Source organism: Actinomadura sp. WAC 06369 (genome assembly GCF_003947565.1).
GTDB classification, from domain to species: domain Bacteria; phylum Actinomycetota; class Actinomycetes; order Streptosporangiales; family Streptosporangiaceae; genus Spirillospora; species Spirillospora rifamycini.
In genome coordinates this window covers 1-17,515 of record NZ_QHJN01000165.1, presented here as the reverse complement: position 1 = coordinate 17,515, position 17,515 = coordinate 1, and the positions used below count along the sequence as shown (strand labels likewise).

General features: G+C 74.4%; 16 protein-coding genes. 6 read left to right on the top strand and 10 right to left on the bottom strand.

From position 1 onward, the window contains the following. Together DMH08_RS32135 and hutI are read left to right on the top strand one after the other, a co-directional pair. On the top strand, positions 1-1,246 hold a 1,246-nt coding region (locus DMH08_RS32135; protein WP_125619743.1), incomplete at its 5' end, for a formimidoylglutamate deiminase. Continuing rightward, a complete protein-coding gene (gene hutI, locus DMH08_RS32130) occupies positions 1,243-2,439 on the top strand; it encodes an imidazolonepropionase (RefSeq protein ID WP_125619741.1) in 1,197 nt (398 codons plus the stop codon). The genes DMH08_RS32135 and hutI, both read left to right, overlap by 4 nt. Here hutI and DMH08_RS32125 read toward each other — a convergent pair. The 4 genes from DMH08_RS32125 to DMH08_RS32110 form a co-directional block, all read right to left on the bottom strand. Further along, complete coding sequence (locus tag DMH08_RS32125) at positions 2,414-2,899, bottom strand: flavin reductase family protein (protein WP_026401085.1); 486 nt, start codon at positions 2,897-2,899, stop codon at positions 2,414-2,416. The two genes, hutI and DMH08_RS32125, sit on opposite strands and share 26 nt — an antisense overlap. 1 nt (position 2,900) lies before the next feature. Next, complete coding sequence (gene sppA / locus DMH08_RS32120) at positions 2,901-4,604, bottom strand: signal peptide peptidase SppA (protein ID WP_125619739.1); 1,704 nt, start codon at positions 4,602-4,604, stop codon at positions 2,901-2,903. 81 nt (positions 4,605-4,685) lie between these two features. Further along, a complete protein-coding gene (locus DMH08_RS32115; RefSeq protein ID WP_026401083.1) occupies positions 4,686-5,165 on the bottom strand; it encodes a PaaI family thioesterase in 480 nt (159 codons plus the stop codon). A gap of 81 nt (positions 5,166-5,246) precedes the next feature. Next, positions 5,247-6,674, bottom strand: a complete 1,428-nt coding sequence (locus DMH08_RS32110) for a serine/threonine-protein kinase (protein ID WP_125619735.1) — start codon at positions 6,672-6,674, stop codon at positions 5,247-5,249. A gap of 93 nt (positions 6,675-6,767) precedes the next feature. On the opposite strand from DMH08_RS32110, the gene DMH08_RS32105 reads away from it, so the two are divergent. Further along, positions 6,768-7,661: an NUDIX domain-containing protein gene (locus DMH08_RS32105; RefSeq protein WP_125619732.1), complete on the top strand. Its 894-nt coding sequence runs from the start codon at positions 6,768-6,770 to the stop codon at positions 7,659-7,661. Positions 7,662-7,698: 37 nt separating this feature from the next. Here the strand turns inward: DMH08_RS32105 and DMH08_RS32100 are convergent, their stop codons facing one another. From DMH08_RS32100 to DMH08_RS32090, 3 genes are all read right to left on the bottom strand, one after another. Next, on the bottom strand, positions 7,699-8,067 hold the full coding sequence (locus tag DMH08_RS32100) for an ACT domain-containing protein (RefSeq protein WP_125619731.1): 369 nt from the start codon (positions 8,065-8,067) through the stop codon (positions 7,699-7,701). Positions 8,068-8,105: 38 nt separating this feature from the next. Next, the gene (gene glgB, locus DMH08_RS32095; protein WP_125619729.1) at positions 8,106-10,376 is read right to left on the bottom strand and encodes a 1,4-alpha-glucan branching protein GlgB; all 2,271 of its coding nucleotides are present in this window, start codon (positions 10,374-10,376) and stop codon (positions 8,106-8,108) included. Between the two features lie 465 nt (positions 10,377-10,841). Beyond that, positions 10,842-11,060 carry a hypothetical protein gene (locus DMH08_RS32090; RefSeq protein WP_026401079.1) on the bottom strand — a complete coding sequence of 73 codons (219 nt, stop codon included), beginning with the start codon at positions 11,058-11,060 and terminating at the stop codon, positions 10,842-10,844. Positions 11,061-11,289: 229 nt separating this feature from the next. Here DMH08_RS32090 and DMH08_RS32085 point away from each other — a divergent pair, with 229 nt between their 5' ends. Further along, on the top strand, positions 11,290-12,096 hold the full coding sequence (locus DMH08_RS32085) for a GntR family transcriptional regulator (RefSeq protein ID WP_125619727.1): 807 nt from the start codon (positions 11,290-11,292) through the stop codon (positions 12,094-12,096). A gap of 56 nt (positions 12,097-12,152) precedes the next feature. Here DMH08_RS32085 and DMH08_RS32080 read toward each other — a convergent pair whose 3' ends face one another. Continuing rightward, on the bottom strand, positions 12,153-13,616 hold the full coding sequence (locus DMH08_RS32080) for a maltokinase N-terminal cap-like domain-containing protein (protein ID WP_325052961.1): 1,464 nt from the start codon (positions 13,614-13,616) through the stop codon (positions 12,153-12,155). Beyond that, a complete protein-coding gene (gene treS, locus DMH08_RS32075) occupies positions 13,613-15,523 on the bottom strand; it encodes a maltose alpha-D-glucosyltransferase (protein ID WP_125619723.1) in 1,911 nt (636 codons plus the stop codon). Before treS ends, DMH08_RS32080 begins: the two co-directional genes overlap by 4 nt. A gap of 609 nt (positions 15,524-16,132) precedes the next feature. On the opposite strand from treS, the gene DMH08_RS32070 reads away from it, so the two are divergent. Then, positions 16,133-16,420 (top strand): hypothetical protein, encoded by a 288-nt coding sequence (locus tag DMH08_RS32070; RefSeq protein ID WP_026404763.1) that lies wholly within the window; start codon positions 16,133-16,135, stop codon positions 16,418-16,420. 1 nt (position 16,421) lies between these two features. Then, positions 16,422-17,243: an STAS domain-containing protein gene (locus tag DMH08_RS32065; protein WP_125619721.1), complete on the top strand. Its 822-nt coding sequence runs from the start codon at positions 16,422-16,424 to the stop codon at positions 17,241-17,243. Between the two features lie 38 nt (positions 17,244-17,281). Here DMH08_RS32065 and DMH08_RS32060 read toward each other — a convergent pair. Then, positions 17,282-17,515 (bottom strand): hypothetical protein (locus DMH08_RS32060; RefSeq protein ID WP_158642424.1); only part of this gene is annotated, 234 nt, incomplete at its 5' end.

Below are 17,515 nucleotides of genomic sequence, written 5' to 3'. Positions count from 1 at the left end.
GCCGGGCGCCGCCCGCCTCCCCGGCCTGACCCTCCCCGGCCTCGCCGACGCCCACTCCCACGCCTTCCACCGCGCCCTCCGCTCCCGCGTCCAGAAGCACCGCGGGACCTTCTGGACGTGGCGGGAGCAGATGTACCGGGTCGCCGACCGGCTCGACCCCGGCTCCTACCGGGCCCTCGCCGCCGCCGCGTTCGCCGAGATGGCCCTCGCCGGGATCAGCTGCGTCGGCGAGTTCCACTACCTGCACCACCGCCCCGGCGGCGACCCCTACGACGACCCGAACGCGATGGGCGAGGCGCTGATCGCCGCCGCCGCCGACGCCGGCATCCGCATCACCCTGCTGGACGCCTGCTACCTCGCCGGCGGCATCGGGCGGCCCCTCACCGGCACCCAACTCCGCTTCGGCGACGGCACCGCCGGGAACTGGGCCCGCCGCGCCGGCGCCCTCCACGACGCCGTCCACAAGGCGGGCCCCGGGCACGCCCGCGTCGGCGCCGCGATCCACTCCGTCCGCGCCGTGCCCCGCGAGCAGCTCGGCGCCGTCGCGGCCTGGGCGCGGGAGCGGCGCGCGCCGCTGCACGTCCACCTGTCCGAGCAGCCCGCCGAGAACGACGCCTGCCGGGAGGCGTACGGGACGACGCCGGCGCGGCTGCTCGCCGAGGCGGGGGCGCTCGGCGCGTTCGCGACGGCCGTGCACGCGACCCACCTGACCGGCGACGACATCGCCCTGCTCGGCACCACCGCGACCGGCGTGTGCATGTGCCCGACCACCGAACGCGACCTCGCCGACGGCATCGGCCCCGCCCGCGACCTGGCCGAGGCGGGCGCCCCGCTCTGCCTCGGCTCCGACCAGCACGCCGTCGTCGACCTGTTCGAGGAGGCCCGCGCCGTCGAGCTGGACGAGCGGCTGCGCACCCGGCGGCGCGGCCACTGGACGGCCGGGGAGCTGCTGACCGCCGCCACCCGGCACGGGCACTACGCGCTCGGCTGGCCGGAGGCGGGCCGCCTCGAACCCGGCGCGTACGCCGACCTCGTCACCGTCGACCTCGGCTCGGTCCGGACGGCCGGGGCGGGGCGGGAGCACGCCGCCGAGGCGGCCGTGTTCGCCGCGACCGCCGCCGACGTCCGGCACGTCGTCGTCTCCGGCCGCCCGGTCGTCCGCGACGGCCGCCACCTGCTGATCGGCGACGTGCCCGGCGCGCTGGCCGCCGCGATCGGCACCGCCACCCGGGAGGAGCCCGCATGACCGGACCCGACGAGCGCAGCACCCTGATCACCGGCATCGGGGAACTCGTCACGAACGACCCCGCGGCCGGCGAGGGCCCCCTCGGCATCGTCCGCGACGCCGCGCTCGTCCTCCACGGCGGCACGGTCGCGTGGACGGGCCCCGCCGCCGGCGCCCCGGACGCCGACGAGCGGTACGACGCCGGGGGACGCGCCGTCCTGCCCGGATTCGTCGACTCGCACGCCCACCTGGTGTTCGCGGGGGAGCGCGCCGAGGAGTTCGCCGCCCGGATGAGCGGCGAGCCCTACGCGGCGGGCGGCATCCGCACCACGGTCGCCCGCACCCGCGCCGCGTCCGACGACGAGCTGCGCGCGACCGTCCGGCGGCTCGTGGCCGAGATGGCCCGGCAGGGCACCACGACCGTCGAGTGCAAGTCCGGGTACGGGCTCACGGTCGAGCAGGAGGAACGGGCGGTGCGGATCGCCGCCGAGCACGCCGACGAGGTCACGTACCTGGGCGCCCACATCGTCCCGGACGGCACGGACGCCGCGTCCTACACCCGGCTCGCCGCGACCGACATGCTCGCCGCGTGCGCCCCGCACGCCCGCTGGATCGACGTGTTCTGCGAGCGCGGCGCGTTCGACGCCGACCAGGCCCGCGAGATCCTCGAAGCCGGGATCGAGGCGGGGCTGGCGCCGCGCCTGCACGCGAACCAGCTCACCGAGGGCCCGGCCGTCCGCCTCGCCGTCGAGCTGGACGCCGCGTCCGCCGACCACTGCACGTTCCTGTCGGACGCCGACGTGGACGCGCTCGCCTCGTCCCGCACCGTCGCGACGCTCCTGCCGGGCGTCGAGTTCTCCACCCGGCAGCCCTACCCGGACGCGCGCCGCCTCCTGGACGCGGGCGCCGCGGTCGCGCTCGCGTCCGACTGCAACCCCGGCTCCTGCTACAGCTCGAGCATGGCGTTCTGCGTCGCCGTCGCCGTCCGCGACATGCGGATGACCCCGGCCGAGGCCGTCCGGGCCGCCACCGCGGGGGGCGCGCGGGCGCTCCGCCGCACCGACGTCGGACGCCTCGCGCCCGGCGCGCGCGCGGACGTCCACGTCCTGGACGCCCCCTCGCACATCCACCTCGCCTACCGCCCCGGCGTCCCCCTTACCAGAGCGGTCTGGAAGAAGGGCGCGCGGGTCACTGCCCCAGGTAGCGGCGGTTGACCCGGATCAGCGGCTTGCGCTCCCGCGCGATGTAGTCGGCCGCCAGGACCTCCGCGACGAACAGCGTGTGGTCGCCCGCCACGATCGTCTGCCGGTTCTCGCACTCCAGCGCCGCGAGCCCGTTCTCCGGGACCAGCGCGTCCGACACCGGCCCGCGGTGGTGCGGCTCGCCCGCCAGCAGGATCCGCGCGCCCGGACGGCCCGCCGCCGCGAACCGCCCGGCGAGCGCCCGCTGCCCGGACGACAGGACCGTCGCGGCCCACCGGTCGCGGCGCCCCAGCACCTCCGCCAGGTACGACGACGAGGACACCCCCGCCAGCACCATCGGCGGCTCCAGCGACACCGACATGAACGACGTCACCGTCGTCCCGTGGTCGTCGCGGCCGTCGCGGACCGTCAGCACCACCACGCCCGTGGCGAACCCGGCGACGGCGTCGACGAAGTCCGTGCCGGCCGCCACGTCAGCGGATCTCCCAGGAGCCGGGGAGCGTCAGCGGCCCGGCCGACGGCAGCCCCAGCCGCGCCGCGAGCCCGCCCAGCGACCCCCAGCCGTCGAACCGCGCGGACGCGGCGGTGCGGTCCTCGCTCGACTCCGGCGGCTTGAGCCGCTCCAGCGGCGACGCGTGCGGGTACGACCGGACCGGCGCGTCCGCGGGCAGCCCGCCCTTCTTCCGCGCCAGTTCGAGCGCCGCCTCCAGGCCGCCCAGCTCGTCCACGAGGCCGCCCTCGCGGGCGTCCGCGCCCGTCCAGACCCGGCCCCGCGCCAGCTCGTGCACCCGGTCGCGGGACAGCCCGCGGCCCTGCGCGACCTTCGCCGTGAAGTCGTCGTAGATCCGGTCGAGGGACGCGTTGATCCGCTCCCACTCCGACTCGCTGAACTCCTTCGTGGAGCTGAACATCCGGGCGTGGTCGCCGTCCGCGACCGTCCCCATCCCGACGCCGATCCGGTCGAGCAGGTCGCTGACCACGGCCTTGCCCACCACGACGCCGATCGACCCGGTGATCGTCCCGGGCTGCGCGAGGATCACGTCGGCGCCCATCGCCACGTAGTAGCCGCCCGACGCCGCCACGTCGCCCATCGAGACGACCACCGGCTTGCCGGCCTTCCGGGCCAGCGCGACCTCCCGCCAGATGGCGTCCGACGCCACCGCCGATCCGCCCGGGCTGTTCACCCGGAACACGATCGCCTTGACCCGCTCGTCCTTCACCGCCGCGCGGAACGCGGCCCCGACCGTGTCCGAGCCCATCGCCGGACCCGAGTTCGGCAGCGGCCCCCCGCGCCCGCTGCGGCCGAGCCGGATCGGCCCCTGGCCGTTGATCAGCGCCACGACGTCCGCGCGGCCCGGCTGCGGCAGCTTCTTCGCGAGCCCCTGCGTCCGGCTGTAGCGGGAGACGAACCGGAGCTGCGCCTCGTCCCCGAACCGCTCCCGGAGCGCCGCGTACACCTCGTCGCGGTACCCGAGCCGGTCGACGAGCCCCTCCTCCAGCGCCTCGTCGGCCAGCAGCGGGCCGCGGTCGACCAGCTCCCGCACCCGCTCCACCGGCAGGCCCCGCGACTCGGCGATCCCGGCCGCGAGCTGCTCCCCGAACGACGCCACCAGCCGCCGCGACGACTCCTCGTGCTCGGGCGTGTACGCCTTCTCCATGAACGTGTTCGCCATGGTCTTGTACTCGTGCCGCGCCGCGAACAGCGGCCGGATCCCGGCCTTCTCGAACGCCCCCGCGAGGAACGGCTCCTCCAGCGCCACGCCCGTCAGCCCCACGTCGCCCGTCGGCTGCAGGTACACCTCGTCGAACGCGCTGGCCAGGTAGTACGGCACGTTGCCGCGCCCGCCCTCCCCGAACGTCTCGGCCCACGCGACCGTGTGCTTGCCCGCGTCCCGCAGCGCCCGCACCGACTCCCGCAGCTCCTGCGCGAGCGCCATCCGCATCTCGCCGGACACCTTCACCACCAGCGCGCGCACCCGCGCGTCCGTCCGGGCGCGGCGCAGCCCGTCCAGGACGTCCCGCAGGTGCGTGCGGCGCATCGACATGAGCGCCGAGATCGGGTCGGCGGGCGCGGTCTCCACGACCCCCTCGGTGAGGTCCAGCTCGAGGATCAGCGGCGCCGTCCGCCGCTCGCGTGCCTGCTTGATGACGTTGACGACCGTGCCGGGATCCACCATGCGTTCAGCCTATGTGCTGTGTCGTCCAGGGGGGCGACCCCCTGCGACCGGGGCCTCGCGGGGCGGGGTCTCGGGAACGGGTCAGCGGGCGAAGGCCCGGTTGGGGAGGACGCTGGCGGACGCCTGGGCGACGGGGCGGCCGGAGGCGTCGGAGATGAGGGCGTTCGCGACCATGCGGGTGCCGCCCGGGTGGACGCAGGTGCCGGTGACCGTGTAGGGGCGGCCCGCGTGGACGGCGCGCAGGTAGTCGACGTTCAGGTTCAGGGTGAGCATCGGCATGAAGTGCTCGCACGTGCTGGAGCCCGCGAGGCAGACCGCGTTGTCCATGATCATGGCGATGTAGCCGCCGTGGACGGTGCCGCCGGGGTTGCACAGGTGCTCGCCGGGCGTCCAGGAGATGTCGACCCGGCCCGGTTCGGCGCCCGTGATGACCTGGCCGATGTGGGCGTTGACGTCGGAGATCTCGGGGAACCGGCCGTCGGCGAGCGCGCGGATCAGCTCGGCGCCCGACAGCGTGTTCCACATGTCGGCATGCTCCTGCGGTCCCGCTTCGACGCTCAACGCTGCTCCCTGATCGACTCGCACATCCGTCCGAATGGTATTCGGGGGCGCGGGGTGCGGCACTGTGCCGTTCATCACGGGTCACCCGGCGCGGAGCAGGCCCTCGACGTCGCCGGTGCCGGACGCGCGGTACCGCAGGCCGCCGGAGACGCGCTCCAGCGTGACCTCGCCGCCCATGCAGAAGCCGGTGATGCCGGTGCCGTCCTCGACGTGCTCCCGGAACTCGGCGCGGGACCGACCCGACTCGGTGAGGGACATCGACATCCGGCAGCCCCACCCGGTGTAGTCGGCGGTGCCCTCGCCGTCGTCGTCGAGTTCGATCGTGACCTGGGTGCTCGCGTCCCCGATGGTGATGCCGCCGGTCTGGGTGACCGTGCCGGTCCAGGTGCCCGCGAACCCGGCGGGCAGCGGCCCGTCGGACGACTCGGACGGGCTCGGCGACGGGCTGGACGGGCGCTGCACGGGCGTTTCGGGGACGCCGGAGGAGGACGACGCGGCGGGCGGGGCGCCGCCAGCGCCGTCGGTGAGCGCGTCGAAGGCGAACCAGCCGCCCGCGAGCAGCGCCAGCGCGGCGACGACGGCCGGGACGGCGACGCGGGCGCCCCCGCGGCGCCGCGGGGCCTCCGCGGCCGGTCCGGCCGGTCCGGCCGGTTCGGCCGGTTCGGCCGGTGCGGCCCCCGCCGGCGGCGGGGGGAAGGGTGCGGGGCCGTGCTGGGCGGACGGGTCGACGAGCCGCACCATCAGGTCGCGCGCGGTGGGGCGGCGGGACGGGTCCTTCGCGAGGCACTCGGTGAGCAGCGGCGCCAGCCCGGACGGCACCCCGTCGAGGTCCGGTTCGCCGTTCGCGATGCGGTGCATGACGGCGGGAATGCTGTCGGCGGGGCCGAACGGCGGGCGCCCCGTGGCCGCGTACACGATCGTGCCCGCCCACGCGAAGACGTCCGACCGGTCGGTCGGCGGGTGCCCCTCCAGCCATTCGGGGGCGAAGTACGCGGGCGTCCCGACGAGCTGGGTGTGGGTCTCGGCGTCGATGGCGCGGGCGATCCCGAAGTCGACGACGCGGGGGCCGTCCGGGCCGAGCAGGACGTTCGCGGGCTTGAGGTCGCGGTGGACGATCCCCGCGCCGTGGATCGCGGCGAGGGCGCTGGCCGTGTTCACGGCGAGCCGCTGCAGCTCGCCCTCCCGCAGCGGGCCCTGCTCCAGCACGCGGTCCTGCAGGGAGGGGCCGTCGATGTACTCGCTGACGACGTACGGGACGGCCGCGTCCGCGGAGGCGTCCAGGACGGCGGCCGTGCAGAACGGCGCGACCTGCTGGGCCGCCGCCATCTCGCGGGCGAAGCGCGCGCGGGCCGACGCGTCGGTGGTCTTGAGCATCTTGACGGCGACGCGCTCGCCCGCGGGGCCCTCGCCGATGAAGACGACGCCCTGGCCGCCCTCGCCGAGCCGCCCGGTCAGGCGGAACCGCCCGACGGTGCGGGGGTCGTCGGGTTGGAGCGGGGCAGGCGGCATCTCTCTCCTCGTGCGGGACCGGCGGGACGCCGGGCGGACCTCACCACGGTACTTGCCCTCGCGAGCGCCCGAGCAGCGGATATGGTCGGCTGCATGGGTGACGGCGACGGGTGGGCCGACTGCGCGCAGGGGCACCGCCACTGGGGACGGTTCGGCGCGGCGGGGCTGCTCGCCTACCACCGGGATCCGGACGGCCAGGTATGGACGCTGCTGCAGCAGCGCGCGTGGTGGGGGCTCGGCGGCGGCACCTGGGGCATGTTCGGCGGCGCCCTGCACAGCCACGAGGACGCCGTGACGGGCGCGCTGCGCGAGACGGCCGAGGAGTGCACGCTCGACACCGGGGCCGTGACCGTCCACGGCACCAGCGTCGAGGACCACGGCGGCTGGTTCTTCACCTCGGTGATCGGCGAGCTGCCCGAGCGGGCCGCGGTGCGGGCCGCGTCGGCCGAGACGCGCGGCGCCCGCTGGGTACGGGTCGAGGACGTCACGTCGCACAAGCTGTTCGAGCCGTTCGCCCGGTCGTGGCCGCGCCTGAAGGACGCCATGCGCCGCCTCGTCCTCGTGGTGGACGCGGCGAACGTGGTGGGCGCGCGGATGGGAGGTCGGTCGGGGTCGGTTGGTCGGGGCGAGCACTTCGGGTGGTGGAAGGACCGGGCGGGGGCGAACGCCCGCCTGCGGGACGACCTGAAGGCGCTGGACGGGGGAGTGACGGGCGTGCCGGACGGGCTCGTGCCGTTCGACCGCTGCTTCCCGGAGGTCGTCCTGGTCGTGGAGGGGCAGGCGCGGGGCGTCGCGGACGAGCCGGTGGACGGCGTGCGGGTCACGGCGGCGCCCGGCAGCGGCGACGACCACATCGTGGACCTCGTGGCGGATCCCGCGCCCGGCACCGTGCACCTGGTGGTGACGGCCGACCGGGAGCTGCGGGCCCGCTGCGCGGCGGCGGGCGCGGCCGTCACCGGCCCCCGCTGGCTCCTCGACCGGGTCTGACCGGCCGTTACGACTCGTTACAGGGCGTTACAGGATGTTACGCGTCGTCGACGCGGTGCCCGGCGGCGCGGAGCGCGTCGGCGGCGGACTTCTGGGAGTGCTCGGGCACGAGGACGAGGTCGGCGTGGTAGGTGGAGGCGACGAACACCGGGACGCCGGCGCCGGCGAGCGGGCCGGTGATCGCGGCGAGCACGCCGGGGACGTCGAGGCCGTCCCCCGGGTCGCCGTAGAATCCGACCCAGCGCTGCGCGTCGCCGTACGGGGACGCCTCGCGGACGACGGTGAGGCCCTCCGGCGCGCGGACGAGCGCGATCCACTCGTCGTCCTCGGGGAACGTCGCGTGCGGCAGGTGCCCCACGGTGAACCGGTTCGGGACGAGGTGGAGGTGCTGGCGGTCGGCGCTCATGGGGCAACTCTATTGAGCGGCGCCGACGGGCGGCCGGGCTATTCGGGCGCGAACCAGACGGCGCCGAGCGGCGGGACGCGCAGGACGGCCGACGCGGGCAGCCCGTGGCAGGGCTCGGCGACGGCCTCGATGCGGCCGAGGTTGCCGACGCCGCTGCCGCCGTACTCGTACACGTCGGTGTTGAGGATCTCGCGCCAGCCGCCGGTGCGGGGGAGCCCGAGCCGGTAGTCCTCGTGCGGGTTCCCGGAGAAGTTGACCACGCAGGCGACGACCGGCGGTTCGGCCGCGCCCGCCGCACCGCCCGCCGCACCGCCCGGCGTGCCGGCCTCGGGCGCCGTCCCGTACCGCAGGTAGGAGAGCGAGTTGCCGCCCGCGTCGTTCCCGTCGATCCAGCGGAACCCCTCGTGGTCGCTGTCGCGGGTCCACAGCGCGGGTTCCCCGCGGTAGGCGAGGTTGAGGTCGCGGACGAGCTTCTGCAGGCCGAGGTGGTTCGCGCCCTCGGCGGCGTTCTCCAGCAGCCACCAGTCCAGGGGGCGCTCCTCGGCCCATTCGGCGCCCTGCCCGAACTCCTGCCCCATGAACAGGAGCTGCTTGCCGGGGTGCGACCACATGTAGGCCAGGAGCGCGCGCAGCCCGGCGAACTTCTGCCACGTGTCGCCGGGCATCTTGCTGAGCAGCGAGCCCTTCCCGTGGACGACCTCGTCGTGCGACAGCGGCAGGACGTAGTTCTCCGAGAACGCGTACATGAGCGAGAACGTGATCTCGTTGTGGTGGTAGTGCCGGAACACCGGTTCGTGGCGCAGGTACTCCAGCGTGTCGTGCATCCACCCCATGTTCCACTTGAAGCCGAACCCGAGGCCGCCCAGGTGGGTGGGGCGGGACACGCCGGGCCAGGCGGTCGACTCCTCGGCGACCGTGATGATCCCGGGGTTGCGCTTGTAGACCGTGGCGTTCATCTCCTGGAGGAAGGAGATGGCCTCCAGGTTCTCGCGCCCGCCGTACACGTTCGGGGTCCAGCCGCCCTCTTCGCGGGAGTAGTCCAGGTAAAGCATCGACGCGACGGCGTCCACGCGGAGCCCGTCGATGTGGAACTCCTCCAGCCAGTACGACGCGTTCGCGACGAGGAAGTTGCGGACCTCGGCGCGGCCGTAGTTGAACACGAGCGTCCCCCAGTCGGGGTGCTCGCCGCGCGCCGGGTCGTCGTGCTCGTACAGGGCGGTGCCGTCGAACCGGGCGAGGGCCCACTCGTCCTTGGGGAAGTGGGCGGGAACCCAGTCCATGAGGACGCCGATGCCCGCCTGGTGCAGCCGGTCGACGAGGTGCCGGAAGTCGTCCGGGTCCCCGAAACGGGACGTGGGGGCGTAATAGGACGTCACCTGGTAGCCCCAGGACGGCCCGTAGGGATGTTCGGTGACGGGCAGGAGTTCGACGTGCGTGAACCCCATGTCCTTGACGTACGCGGTGAGTTCCTCTGCCAGCTCCCGGTAGCCGAGGCCGGGACGCCACGAGCCGAGGTGGACCTCGTACACGCTCATGGGCTCGTGCAGCCAGTCGTGCTGCTTGCGGGCGTCCATCCACTCGGCGTCGCCCCACTCGTAGGACGACGTGAACACGCGGGACGCGGTCGCCGGCGGGCGCTCGGTGAAGCGCGCCATCGGGTCGGCCTTCGTGCGCCAGTGCCCGTCGGCGCCGAGGATCTCGAACTTGTAGCACGTCCCGTCGCCGACGCCCGGGACGAACAGCTCCCAGACGCCGGTGGAGCCCAGCGACCGCATGGGGTGGGCGCGCCCGTCCCAGTGGTTGAAGTCGCCGACGACCCGGACGCCGCGCGCGGTCGGCGCCCACACCGCGAACGCGGTGCCGGTGACCTGGCCGAACGCCGACGTGTAGGTGCGGACGCGGGCGCCGAGGGCGTGCCACAGCTCCTCGTGCCGGCCCTCGCTGATGAGGTGCAGGTCCAGCTCGCCGAGCGTCGGCAGGTGCCGGTACGGGTCGTCCTGGACGTTCTCGACCCCGTCGCCGTAGGCGACGGCGAGCCGGTAGTCGGGCACCGCGAGCGGCGCCTCGTCCTCGTCGTCGCCCGACAGCGACGAGCCGATCGGCAGGGTGCCCGCGAACACGCCCTGGTGGACGTGCCGGAGCGGGTGCCGGTCGCCGTTCGGCAGGACGACCTCGACCCGTTCGGCGAGCGGCCGCAGCGCCCGGACGGTGACGCCCGAGCGGCCGGGATGGGCCCCGAGGACGCCGTGCGGATCGTGGTGGTCGCCGCCGACGAGCCTGTCGATCTCCGCGTGCGTCACCCGCGCCATGGCGTCATGGCCTCCTCGTCCCCGTCCCCGGTCGTCGTTTCCACAGGGATGAGTGCCCCGAGATCGGCGTGTTTCACATGAGCGGACCGACCCCTTTCCAACAGATTGCGATCCGTTCAGGGGGCGGGGGTTGCGATCGGGGAGGATGCACCGTCTTGTGACGGTTGTGCCGCTCTCGGCGGTGGACGGGCGGCGCTTCGGGCCGCCGAACAATTCTTGGCGTCCGGTGGGATTCTCAGCGGAAAAGTTGCGACCGTACGGGAGGCGCCACTCTTTGTTTGGGGTCGCGCGGAAAGGCGCCGCCCGTACGGTCACGTCCATATGGCCCCAGGGGCTACATCGACCCCTCCGCCCCGGGCTCCACTTTGGTGTCACTCCAGAGACACAAGTACCTGTCGTCCCGTCCCGCCCCGGCCCGGTCCGGCCCCGCGCACGGGCCGGGCCGCGACGGTCCCCGCGTCCGCGTCACCGGTCGCCGCGCCCCTCTCCGGTCTGCTCGCGCAGCAGCGCGCGCAGGCCCGCCGAGTCGTCCGCGGCCACCGTCATCGCATATCCCGCCTGCAGTTGGGCGTCGGTGAGGTCGCCGCTGCGCGTCGCGTACCAGCGCCCCGCGTCGCTGCGCCAGACCTGCCAGCCCGGAAACTCCGTCTCGATGGCCGTCTTCAGATCGTCGAAGTCGCCCATCAAGGTCGTCCTTTCCCCGAGGCGGCTTTCTGTATACAAAAGTCTTACTCAGCCTTGAAGGTGTCAAGCTGTCCGTAAGCGGACCGTGCCCCCGGGGATAGCGCCGAGCAGGGATGGAAGGGACCGGAGGGGCCGCCGAGAATCGAACGCCGGATCGAACGCCGGAGGGAGCGCCGCGCCGCGGACCGTGCGGCGGCGGGGCGCGCCGAGGAAAGGGAGGTGGACGCCCGTGCCGGACCGTCCCGCCTATCTGCGCATCGCCGACACGCTGCGAGAAGGGATCCGGGACGGCAGCCTCCCGCCGGGATCGCGGCTGCCGACCATGGCGCAGCTGCGGCGGGCGCACGGCGTCTCGGAGATCGTCGCGCGGCAGGCCATCGGGGTGCTGCGCGGCGAGGGCCTCGTCGAGACGCGCCGCGGCGGCGGCACCGTCGTCCGGATCCGGCCGCCCGTCCGCCGCGTCGCCATGGACCGGTACCGCGCCGTCGCCCCCGTCGCCCCCGCCGGTCCGCCCGCCGGCCCGTCCGCCGACCCGGACGAGCAGGACGCCGCGCCGCAGACGACGTTCACCCGCGACCAGAAGATCTCCTGGGAGGAGTACCGGCTCGACAAGGAGTTCACCCGGGTCCGCGCCGACCCGGAACTGGGCGCGCTGTTCGAGCTGCCGCCCGGGACGGAGCTGCTGCGCCGCCGGTTCGTCTTCTACGCGCGGGACGAACCGCAGCAGATCTCGGTGAACTTCCTGCCGTGGGCGCTGGTCGGCGACACCCCGGTCGCCGATCCCGCGCGGGAGCCGTGGCCCGGCGGGACGCTCGCGCAGCTCGCCTACCTCGGGCACCCGCCGACGCGCGTCGAGGAGTCGGTCCGGTCGCGGATGCCGACCCCCGACGAGGTCGAGACGCTCCGGCTGACCGGCGGCGTGCCCGTCCTCGCCATCACCCGCCGGCTGCTGTCGGGGCCCGGCGTGATGGAGGTGTGCCGCGACATCGTGCTCCCTGCCGACCGCGTCGTCCTCGACTACGCCATCGACCTCTGACTACGCCATCGACCTCTGACCGCGCCGCCGACTCCTACCGCGCCGCCGTCCGGCCGTCAGCCCGCCAGCCGCTCCAGGGTGCGGAGCGGGACGGGCAGCCAGGACGGGCGGTTGCGCGCCTCGTAGCGGACCTCGTAGACGGCCTTGTCCAGCTCCAGGGCCCGCAGCAGCCCGGCGTGCGCCACCGGGTCGGGGCCGCCCGCCGCCGCGTACCCGCGGCAGAACGCCGCCCGGTTCCGCTCCGCCCACGCCCGCGCCCGCTCCTCGACGGCCGCGGCGGCCGCCGGGGGAGCGTCGCCGCCGTCCCCGGCCTGCAGGTACCGCGCCGCGTACTCGAACGAGCGCAGCATCCCCGCGACGTCCCGCAGCGGGTGGCCGAGCGCCCGCCGCTCCCGCGGCGTCCGGGCGGGCTCGCCCTCGAAGTCCAGCAGCACCCACCCGGTGCCGGTCCGCATCGCCTGCCCCAGGTGGTAGTCGCCGTGGACGCGCTGGAACGGCAGCGGCCGCGCGTTCGCCGCGCACCGCGCGAACACCTCGCGGATCGCCGCGGTGTACGGGCGCAGGTCCGGGACGGCCGAGCTGACCTGCGAGAGCTGCTCGTTCATGTCCGCGACCCGGGCCCGCAGCTCGTCCGGCGGGGCCTCGGTCACCCCGAACGCGGCGGCGAGGTCGCGGTGCACCTGCGCGGTCGCCGCGCCGAGCCGTTCCGCCTCCGCCGCGAAGTCGCCCCCGGCGGCGCCGGCGTCCCGCGCCGCCGGGGCGGGCGCCGCGCCGGGCCCGGTGCCGGGCGGCGCGGGCGGGTCGGGCTGCGCGAACCAGTCGCGGACACTGGTGAGGGCGAGCTGCCAGCCGTCGGTCCCGGTCCGCAGGTACTCCGACAGCAGCGCCAGCGTGACCGGCTCGCCGCCCTCGTCCCCGCCCGCGGCCGGGTCGAGCTCCATCCAGCCGTGGACGGCCGGGACGTGCGCGCAGCCCTGCCGGGACAGCGCGAGGTTGATCTCCAGGTCGGGGTTCACGCCCGGCGCCAGCCGGCGGAACAGCTTGCAGATGTAGGCGTCCCCGAAGATCAGCGAGGTGTTGCTCTGCTCGGCCGGGCTGGGCGCCGCGTCCAGGTCGGTGCGGATGGCGGCGCCGGGCGCGTGCCGGAACCGGACGGGCCCGAGCGCGTCGCCCGCCGCCATGTGCGCGAGCAGCGGGCGGGTCAGCTCGGGGTCGTGGGCCGCGTCGTAGACGTGCTCGACGCCGCCGCCCGCCGCCGCGAGCCGCCCGATCTCGCCGGGCCGCAGCCGTTCCGGCAGGACGCGGCGGACGCCGAGCAGGAGCTGGTACCGGTCGGTGGCGCCGTCCTGCCCGACGTCGAGGACGAGGTGGTGCAGGCCCGGGTCGCCCGGCCGCAGCACGGTCGCGGTGCCGATCGACAGCCCGTCGATCGGGCGGTGCTTCCCGCCGAACCACCGCTGCCGGGGCAGCCACTCCGCCAGGAGCCGGACGAGCGAGCGGTCGGGCGGCGCCACGGTCACATCACCTCTTCACCGGGTGCGGTCTCGTCGGGCGGCGGGGAGAGGAGGAACCAGTAGAAGCCGTGGCCGGGCAGCGTCAGCAGGTAGGGCAGGTCGCCGATCGCGGGGAACCGCACGCCGCCCATGCACTCGATCGGCGTCGACCCCCGGAACCGCCGGAGGTCCAGCTCCACCGGCTGCGGGAAGCGCGACAGGTTGTTCACGCACAGGACGGTGTCCATGCCGCCCCACTGGTTGGCGTCCCCGTTGCCGATCTCGCGGGTGTACGCCAGGACGGACGGGTTCGACGCGGACAGCTCGACGTACGAGCCGACGCCGAACACCGGGTGCCGCTGCCGGATCTCGATCATCTTGCGCGTCCAGTGCAGCAGGGAGCCCGGATTGCCCGCGAACGCCTCGACGTTGACGGCCTGGTAGCCGTAGATCGGGTCCATGATCACCGGCAGGTACAGCCGCGCGGGATCGCACTTGGAGAACCCCGCGTTGCGGTCGGGCGTCCACTGCATCGGGGTGCGGACGGCGTCGCGGTCGCCGAGCCAGATGTTGTCGCCCATGCCGATCTCGTCGCCGTAGTACAGGACGGGTGAGCCGGGCAGCGACAGCAGGAGCGCGGTGAACAGTTCGAGCTGGTCGCGGTCGTTGTCCAGGAGCGGGGCGAGCCGGCGGCGGATGCCGATGTTGGCTTTCATGCGCGGGTCTTTGGCGTATTCGGCGTACATGTAGTCGCGCTCTTCGTCGGTGACCATCTCGAGCGTCAGCTCGTCGTGGTTGCGCAGGAAGATGCCCCACTGGCAGTTCTCGGGGATCTTGGGGGTTTGCGCCATGATCTCCGAGATGGGGTAGCGCTGCTCGCGGCGCACCGCCATGAAGATCCGCGGCATCACCGGGAAGTGGAACGCCATGTGGCACTCGTCGCCGCCCACGCCCGGGTCGCCGAAGTACTCCACGACATCGCCCGGCCACTGGTTGGCCTCGGCGAGCAGGACCCGGTCGGGGTAGAGCCGGTCGACCTCGGCCCGGACGCGCTTGAGGTACGCGTGCGTCTCGGGAAGGTTCTCGCAGTTGGTGCCCTCGCGCTCGTACAGGTAGGGGACGGCGTCGAGGCGGAAGCCGTCGATGCCGAGGTCGAGCCAGAAGCGGAGGTTCTCCAGCATCGCGTCCTGGACGTCCGGGTTGTCGTAGTTCAGGTCGGGCTGGTGTGAGAAGAACCGGTGCCAGTAGTACTGGCCGCGCACCGGGTCGTAGGTCCAGTTCGACTGCTCGGTGTCGACGAAGATGATGCGGGCGTCCGGGTACTTCTCGTCGTCGTCGTTCCACACGTAGAAGTCGCCGAACGGCCCGTCCGGGTCCGTGCGGGACGCCTGGAACCACGGGTGCTGGTCGGACGTGTGGTTCATGACCAGGTCGGCGACGACCCGGATCCCGCGCGCGTGCGCCTCCTCCACGAGCTCCACGAAGTCCCCGAGCTCACCGAACTCCGGGAGGATCTTCGTGTACTCGGCGATGTCGTAACCGCCGTCCTTGAGGGGCGACTGGTAGATGGGCAGCAGCCACAGGCAGTCGATGCCGAGCCACTGCAGGTGGTCGAGCTTGGAGATGAGGCCGCGCAGGTCGCCGTAGCCGTCGTTGTTGCTGTCGGCGAACCCCCGCACCGACACCTCGTAGAACACCGCGGTCTTGAACCAGTGCGGGTCGCGGGGCGCGTCCTCGTCGAACGTGTCGGGGACGGGACCGGTGGAGGGGCCGGTGAGCGGCCCGGGCCCCGCCCCCGCGGCGGCGCCGCCGGCCGGGTCCGGTGCGGAGCCCGACGCGGGGGCCGGGTCGTCCCGGCGCGTCCGGTCCGGCGGCTCGGGAGCGTCGCTCCGCCCGGACGCGCCGCCGCTGCTGATCTGTGGCCGAACGTGCATGACCCACCCCGCTGTGTTGGAGATACCTAGATCAGCAATGCCCGCGCGCCGCTCGGGCGACGTTCCCGGACGGCAACCATCCGTAAAAATCTGCGTACGCATCGTGACCGTCCCCCGTGTTTCGGGGCCGTGCCGCACGGCGTGCCGGGAGGACCGCCGCGTCCCCGGCCGGTAGATCCGCGGCGCGGCCGATCTACGGGCCGCCCGCGCGGCCGGGGCGCTCCGGGACGCCCGCGCCCGGTCCGGGGCGGGCGCGCGGAAAAAGGCGGCAAAAAGGCGGTGCGGAACGGCCGTGACACTGGCGCGGACGGCCCGGAATGCTTGCCGCGCGACGGTTGTGTCATGTCCGGGTTTTTAGGTTCGTGGCTTTTTCTGGCGCATGCCGGGGGTAGGTCATTTCCAAGCTCAGCACATGCCGCGCGGCAGCTGACGACAGTTCGGGCGGAAACAAATGTTTCGTCCAAAGCGATCGGAGGGACAGTGGAGCGCTGGGAGAAGTCGCCATCGGTCGTACCGACGCGCGATGACGTCGTACCGACGCGCGACGACCTCGTGACCCGGCTGCGCGCCCGATTCGCCGGTATTCCGGCGGAACGCGTGCGCCGTTGCGTGGACGACCTGTGGTGCTGCTGCACGCACATCGGGGTGCGGCCCGAGGAACGGACCATCGAGCGCCTCGCGGCGTCCCGGCTCACGGGCGTCGAGCGGGGCGCGCGCCCGCCGCACCCGGACGGGAAGCGGGGGTACGGGTCGCCCGTTTCCGAAGCTCCCGGGAAACGGCCGCCGGGCGTGGCCGCGACACCGCCCGCGCCGCCGCTGCCGCCGCGCACGCGCACCGACCTGACCGCTCCGCCCGCCCCGGCCCGCGCGGCCGCGCGAACCCCGATCGGGATGTGACATGAAGGACACGATCGTGCCGGGCCTGCGCACCGAGACCCGGCGAGGCTTCACCGTGCTGAGCCTCCCCGCGCAGATCAGCTGGCAGAACTACGCGGGGATCCGGGAGGGCGTGAGCCGCGCCCTGTCCCTCGCCGCGCGGCCTGCGGCCGCCGGGTCCCGGACGGCCGAGCGCGGCGCCGGAGTCGTCGTCGACTTCGGCGACGCCGTGCTCCTCGACGCCGCCGGACTGGTCCTGCTGGCCCGGGCCGAGACCCGGGCGCGGCTGCTCGGCTGCCAGCTGCGCGCCGTGGTCCCCGACGCGTCCGCACCGGTGCGGCGCGCGCTCGACGCCACCGGGCTGGGGCGCCTCGTCCCGGTCTTCCCCGACGTCGCGTCGGCCACGGCCGCGCCGCCGCCCGGCCGCCGCACCGGACCCGCCGACACCGCGGACGTCCTCGACGCCATCCGCGCGCTGCACCCGGCCGACGCCGCGCTGACCCCGGCGCCGTCCGCGCCGTCCGAGCTGACCATCACCACGGCCGCCGCGCCGGACGGCGACCACACGGTCGTCCACCTGTCCGGCGTGCTCGACCAGCTCACCGTCCCGCGCCTCGGGGAGACGCTGACCTCGCTCGTCGAGGGCGACCTGCGGCACCTCATCGTGCGGATGAGCGCACGGCTCGGGCTGCGCTGCGACCCGCTGCCGATCCTGCTCGGCATCCGCTGGCGGGTCGCCGCCGAAGGCGGCTGCCTGGCGCTCCTGGAGCAGCCGGCCAAACTACGCGAGATCATCGACCGCGAGGGCCTCGGCTCGGTGTTCACCGCCTGCCGCGCCGCCTAGCGGAACGGCGGCGGCCGGACGAACGGGCCGGCGGGAGCTCAGCTCCCGCCGGCCCGCGCCGTTGCGGCCCCGAACACGGGACGCGACGCCCGCACGGCCGTGCCGTCCGCGCCGAGCATGCTGCCGTCGGACCGGACGCCGCTCCCGTCGCCGTCCCGCCGCAGCGTGAGGATGTGGGCGGGGCGGGTGCGGGGGTCGAGGTGGACGTAGTTGGTTTTGGTCCAGGTGTAGGTGGTGCCGTCGAGTTCGTCGGTGAGGGTGAAGGGGTGGTG

Bases quoted from the DNA above. Each gene is read 5' to 3' on its own strand.
- DMH08_RS32090 (WP_026401079.1), bottom strand. From the start codon at position 11,060: ATGGGCGACTTCGACGATCTGAAGACGGCCATCGAGACGGAGTTTCCG.
- DMH08_RS32105 (WP_125619732.1), top strand. From the start codon at position 6,768: ATGGGTGACGGCGACGGGTGGGCCGACTGCGCGCAGGGGCACCGCCAC.
- hutI (WP_125619741.1), top strand. From the start codon at position 1,243: ATGACCGGACCCGACGAGCGCAGCACCCTGATCACCGGCATCGGGGAA.
- DMH08_RS32110 (WP_125619735.1), bottom strand. From the start codon at position 6,674: ATGCCGCCTGCCCCGCTCCAACCCGACGACCCCCGCACCGTCGGGCGG.
- glgB (WP_125619729.1), bottom strand. From the start codon at position 10,376: ATGGCGCGGGTGACGCACGCGGAGATCGACAGGCTCGTCGGCGGCGAC.
- DMH08_RS32065 (WP_125619721.1), top strand. From the start codon at position 16,422: ATGAAGGACACGATCGTGCCGGGCCTGCGCACCGAGACCCGGCGAGGC.
- sppA (WP_125619739.1), bottom strand. From the start codon at position 4,604: ATGGTGGATCCCGGCACGGTCGTCAACGTCATCAAGCAGGCACGCGAG.
- DMH08_RS32100 (WP_125619731.1), bottom strand. From the start codon at position 8,067: ATGAGCGCCGACCGCCAGCACCTCCACCTCGTCCCGAACCGGTTCACC.
- treS (WP_125619723.1), bottom strand. From the start codon at position 15,523: ATGCACGTTCGGCCACAGATCAGCAGCGGCGGCGCGTCCGGGCGGAGC.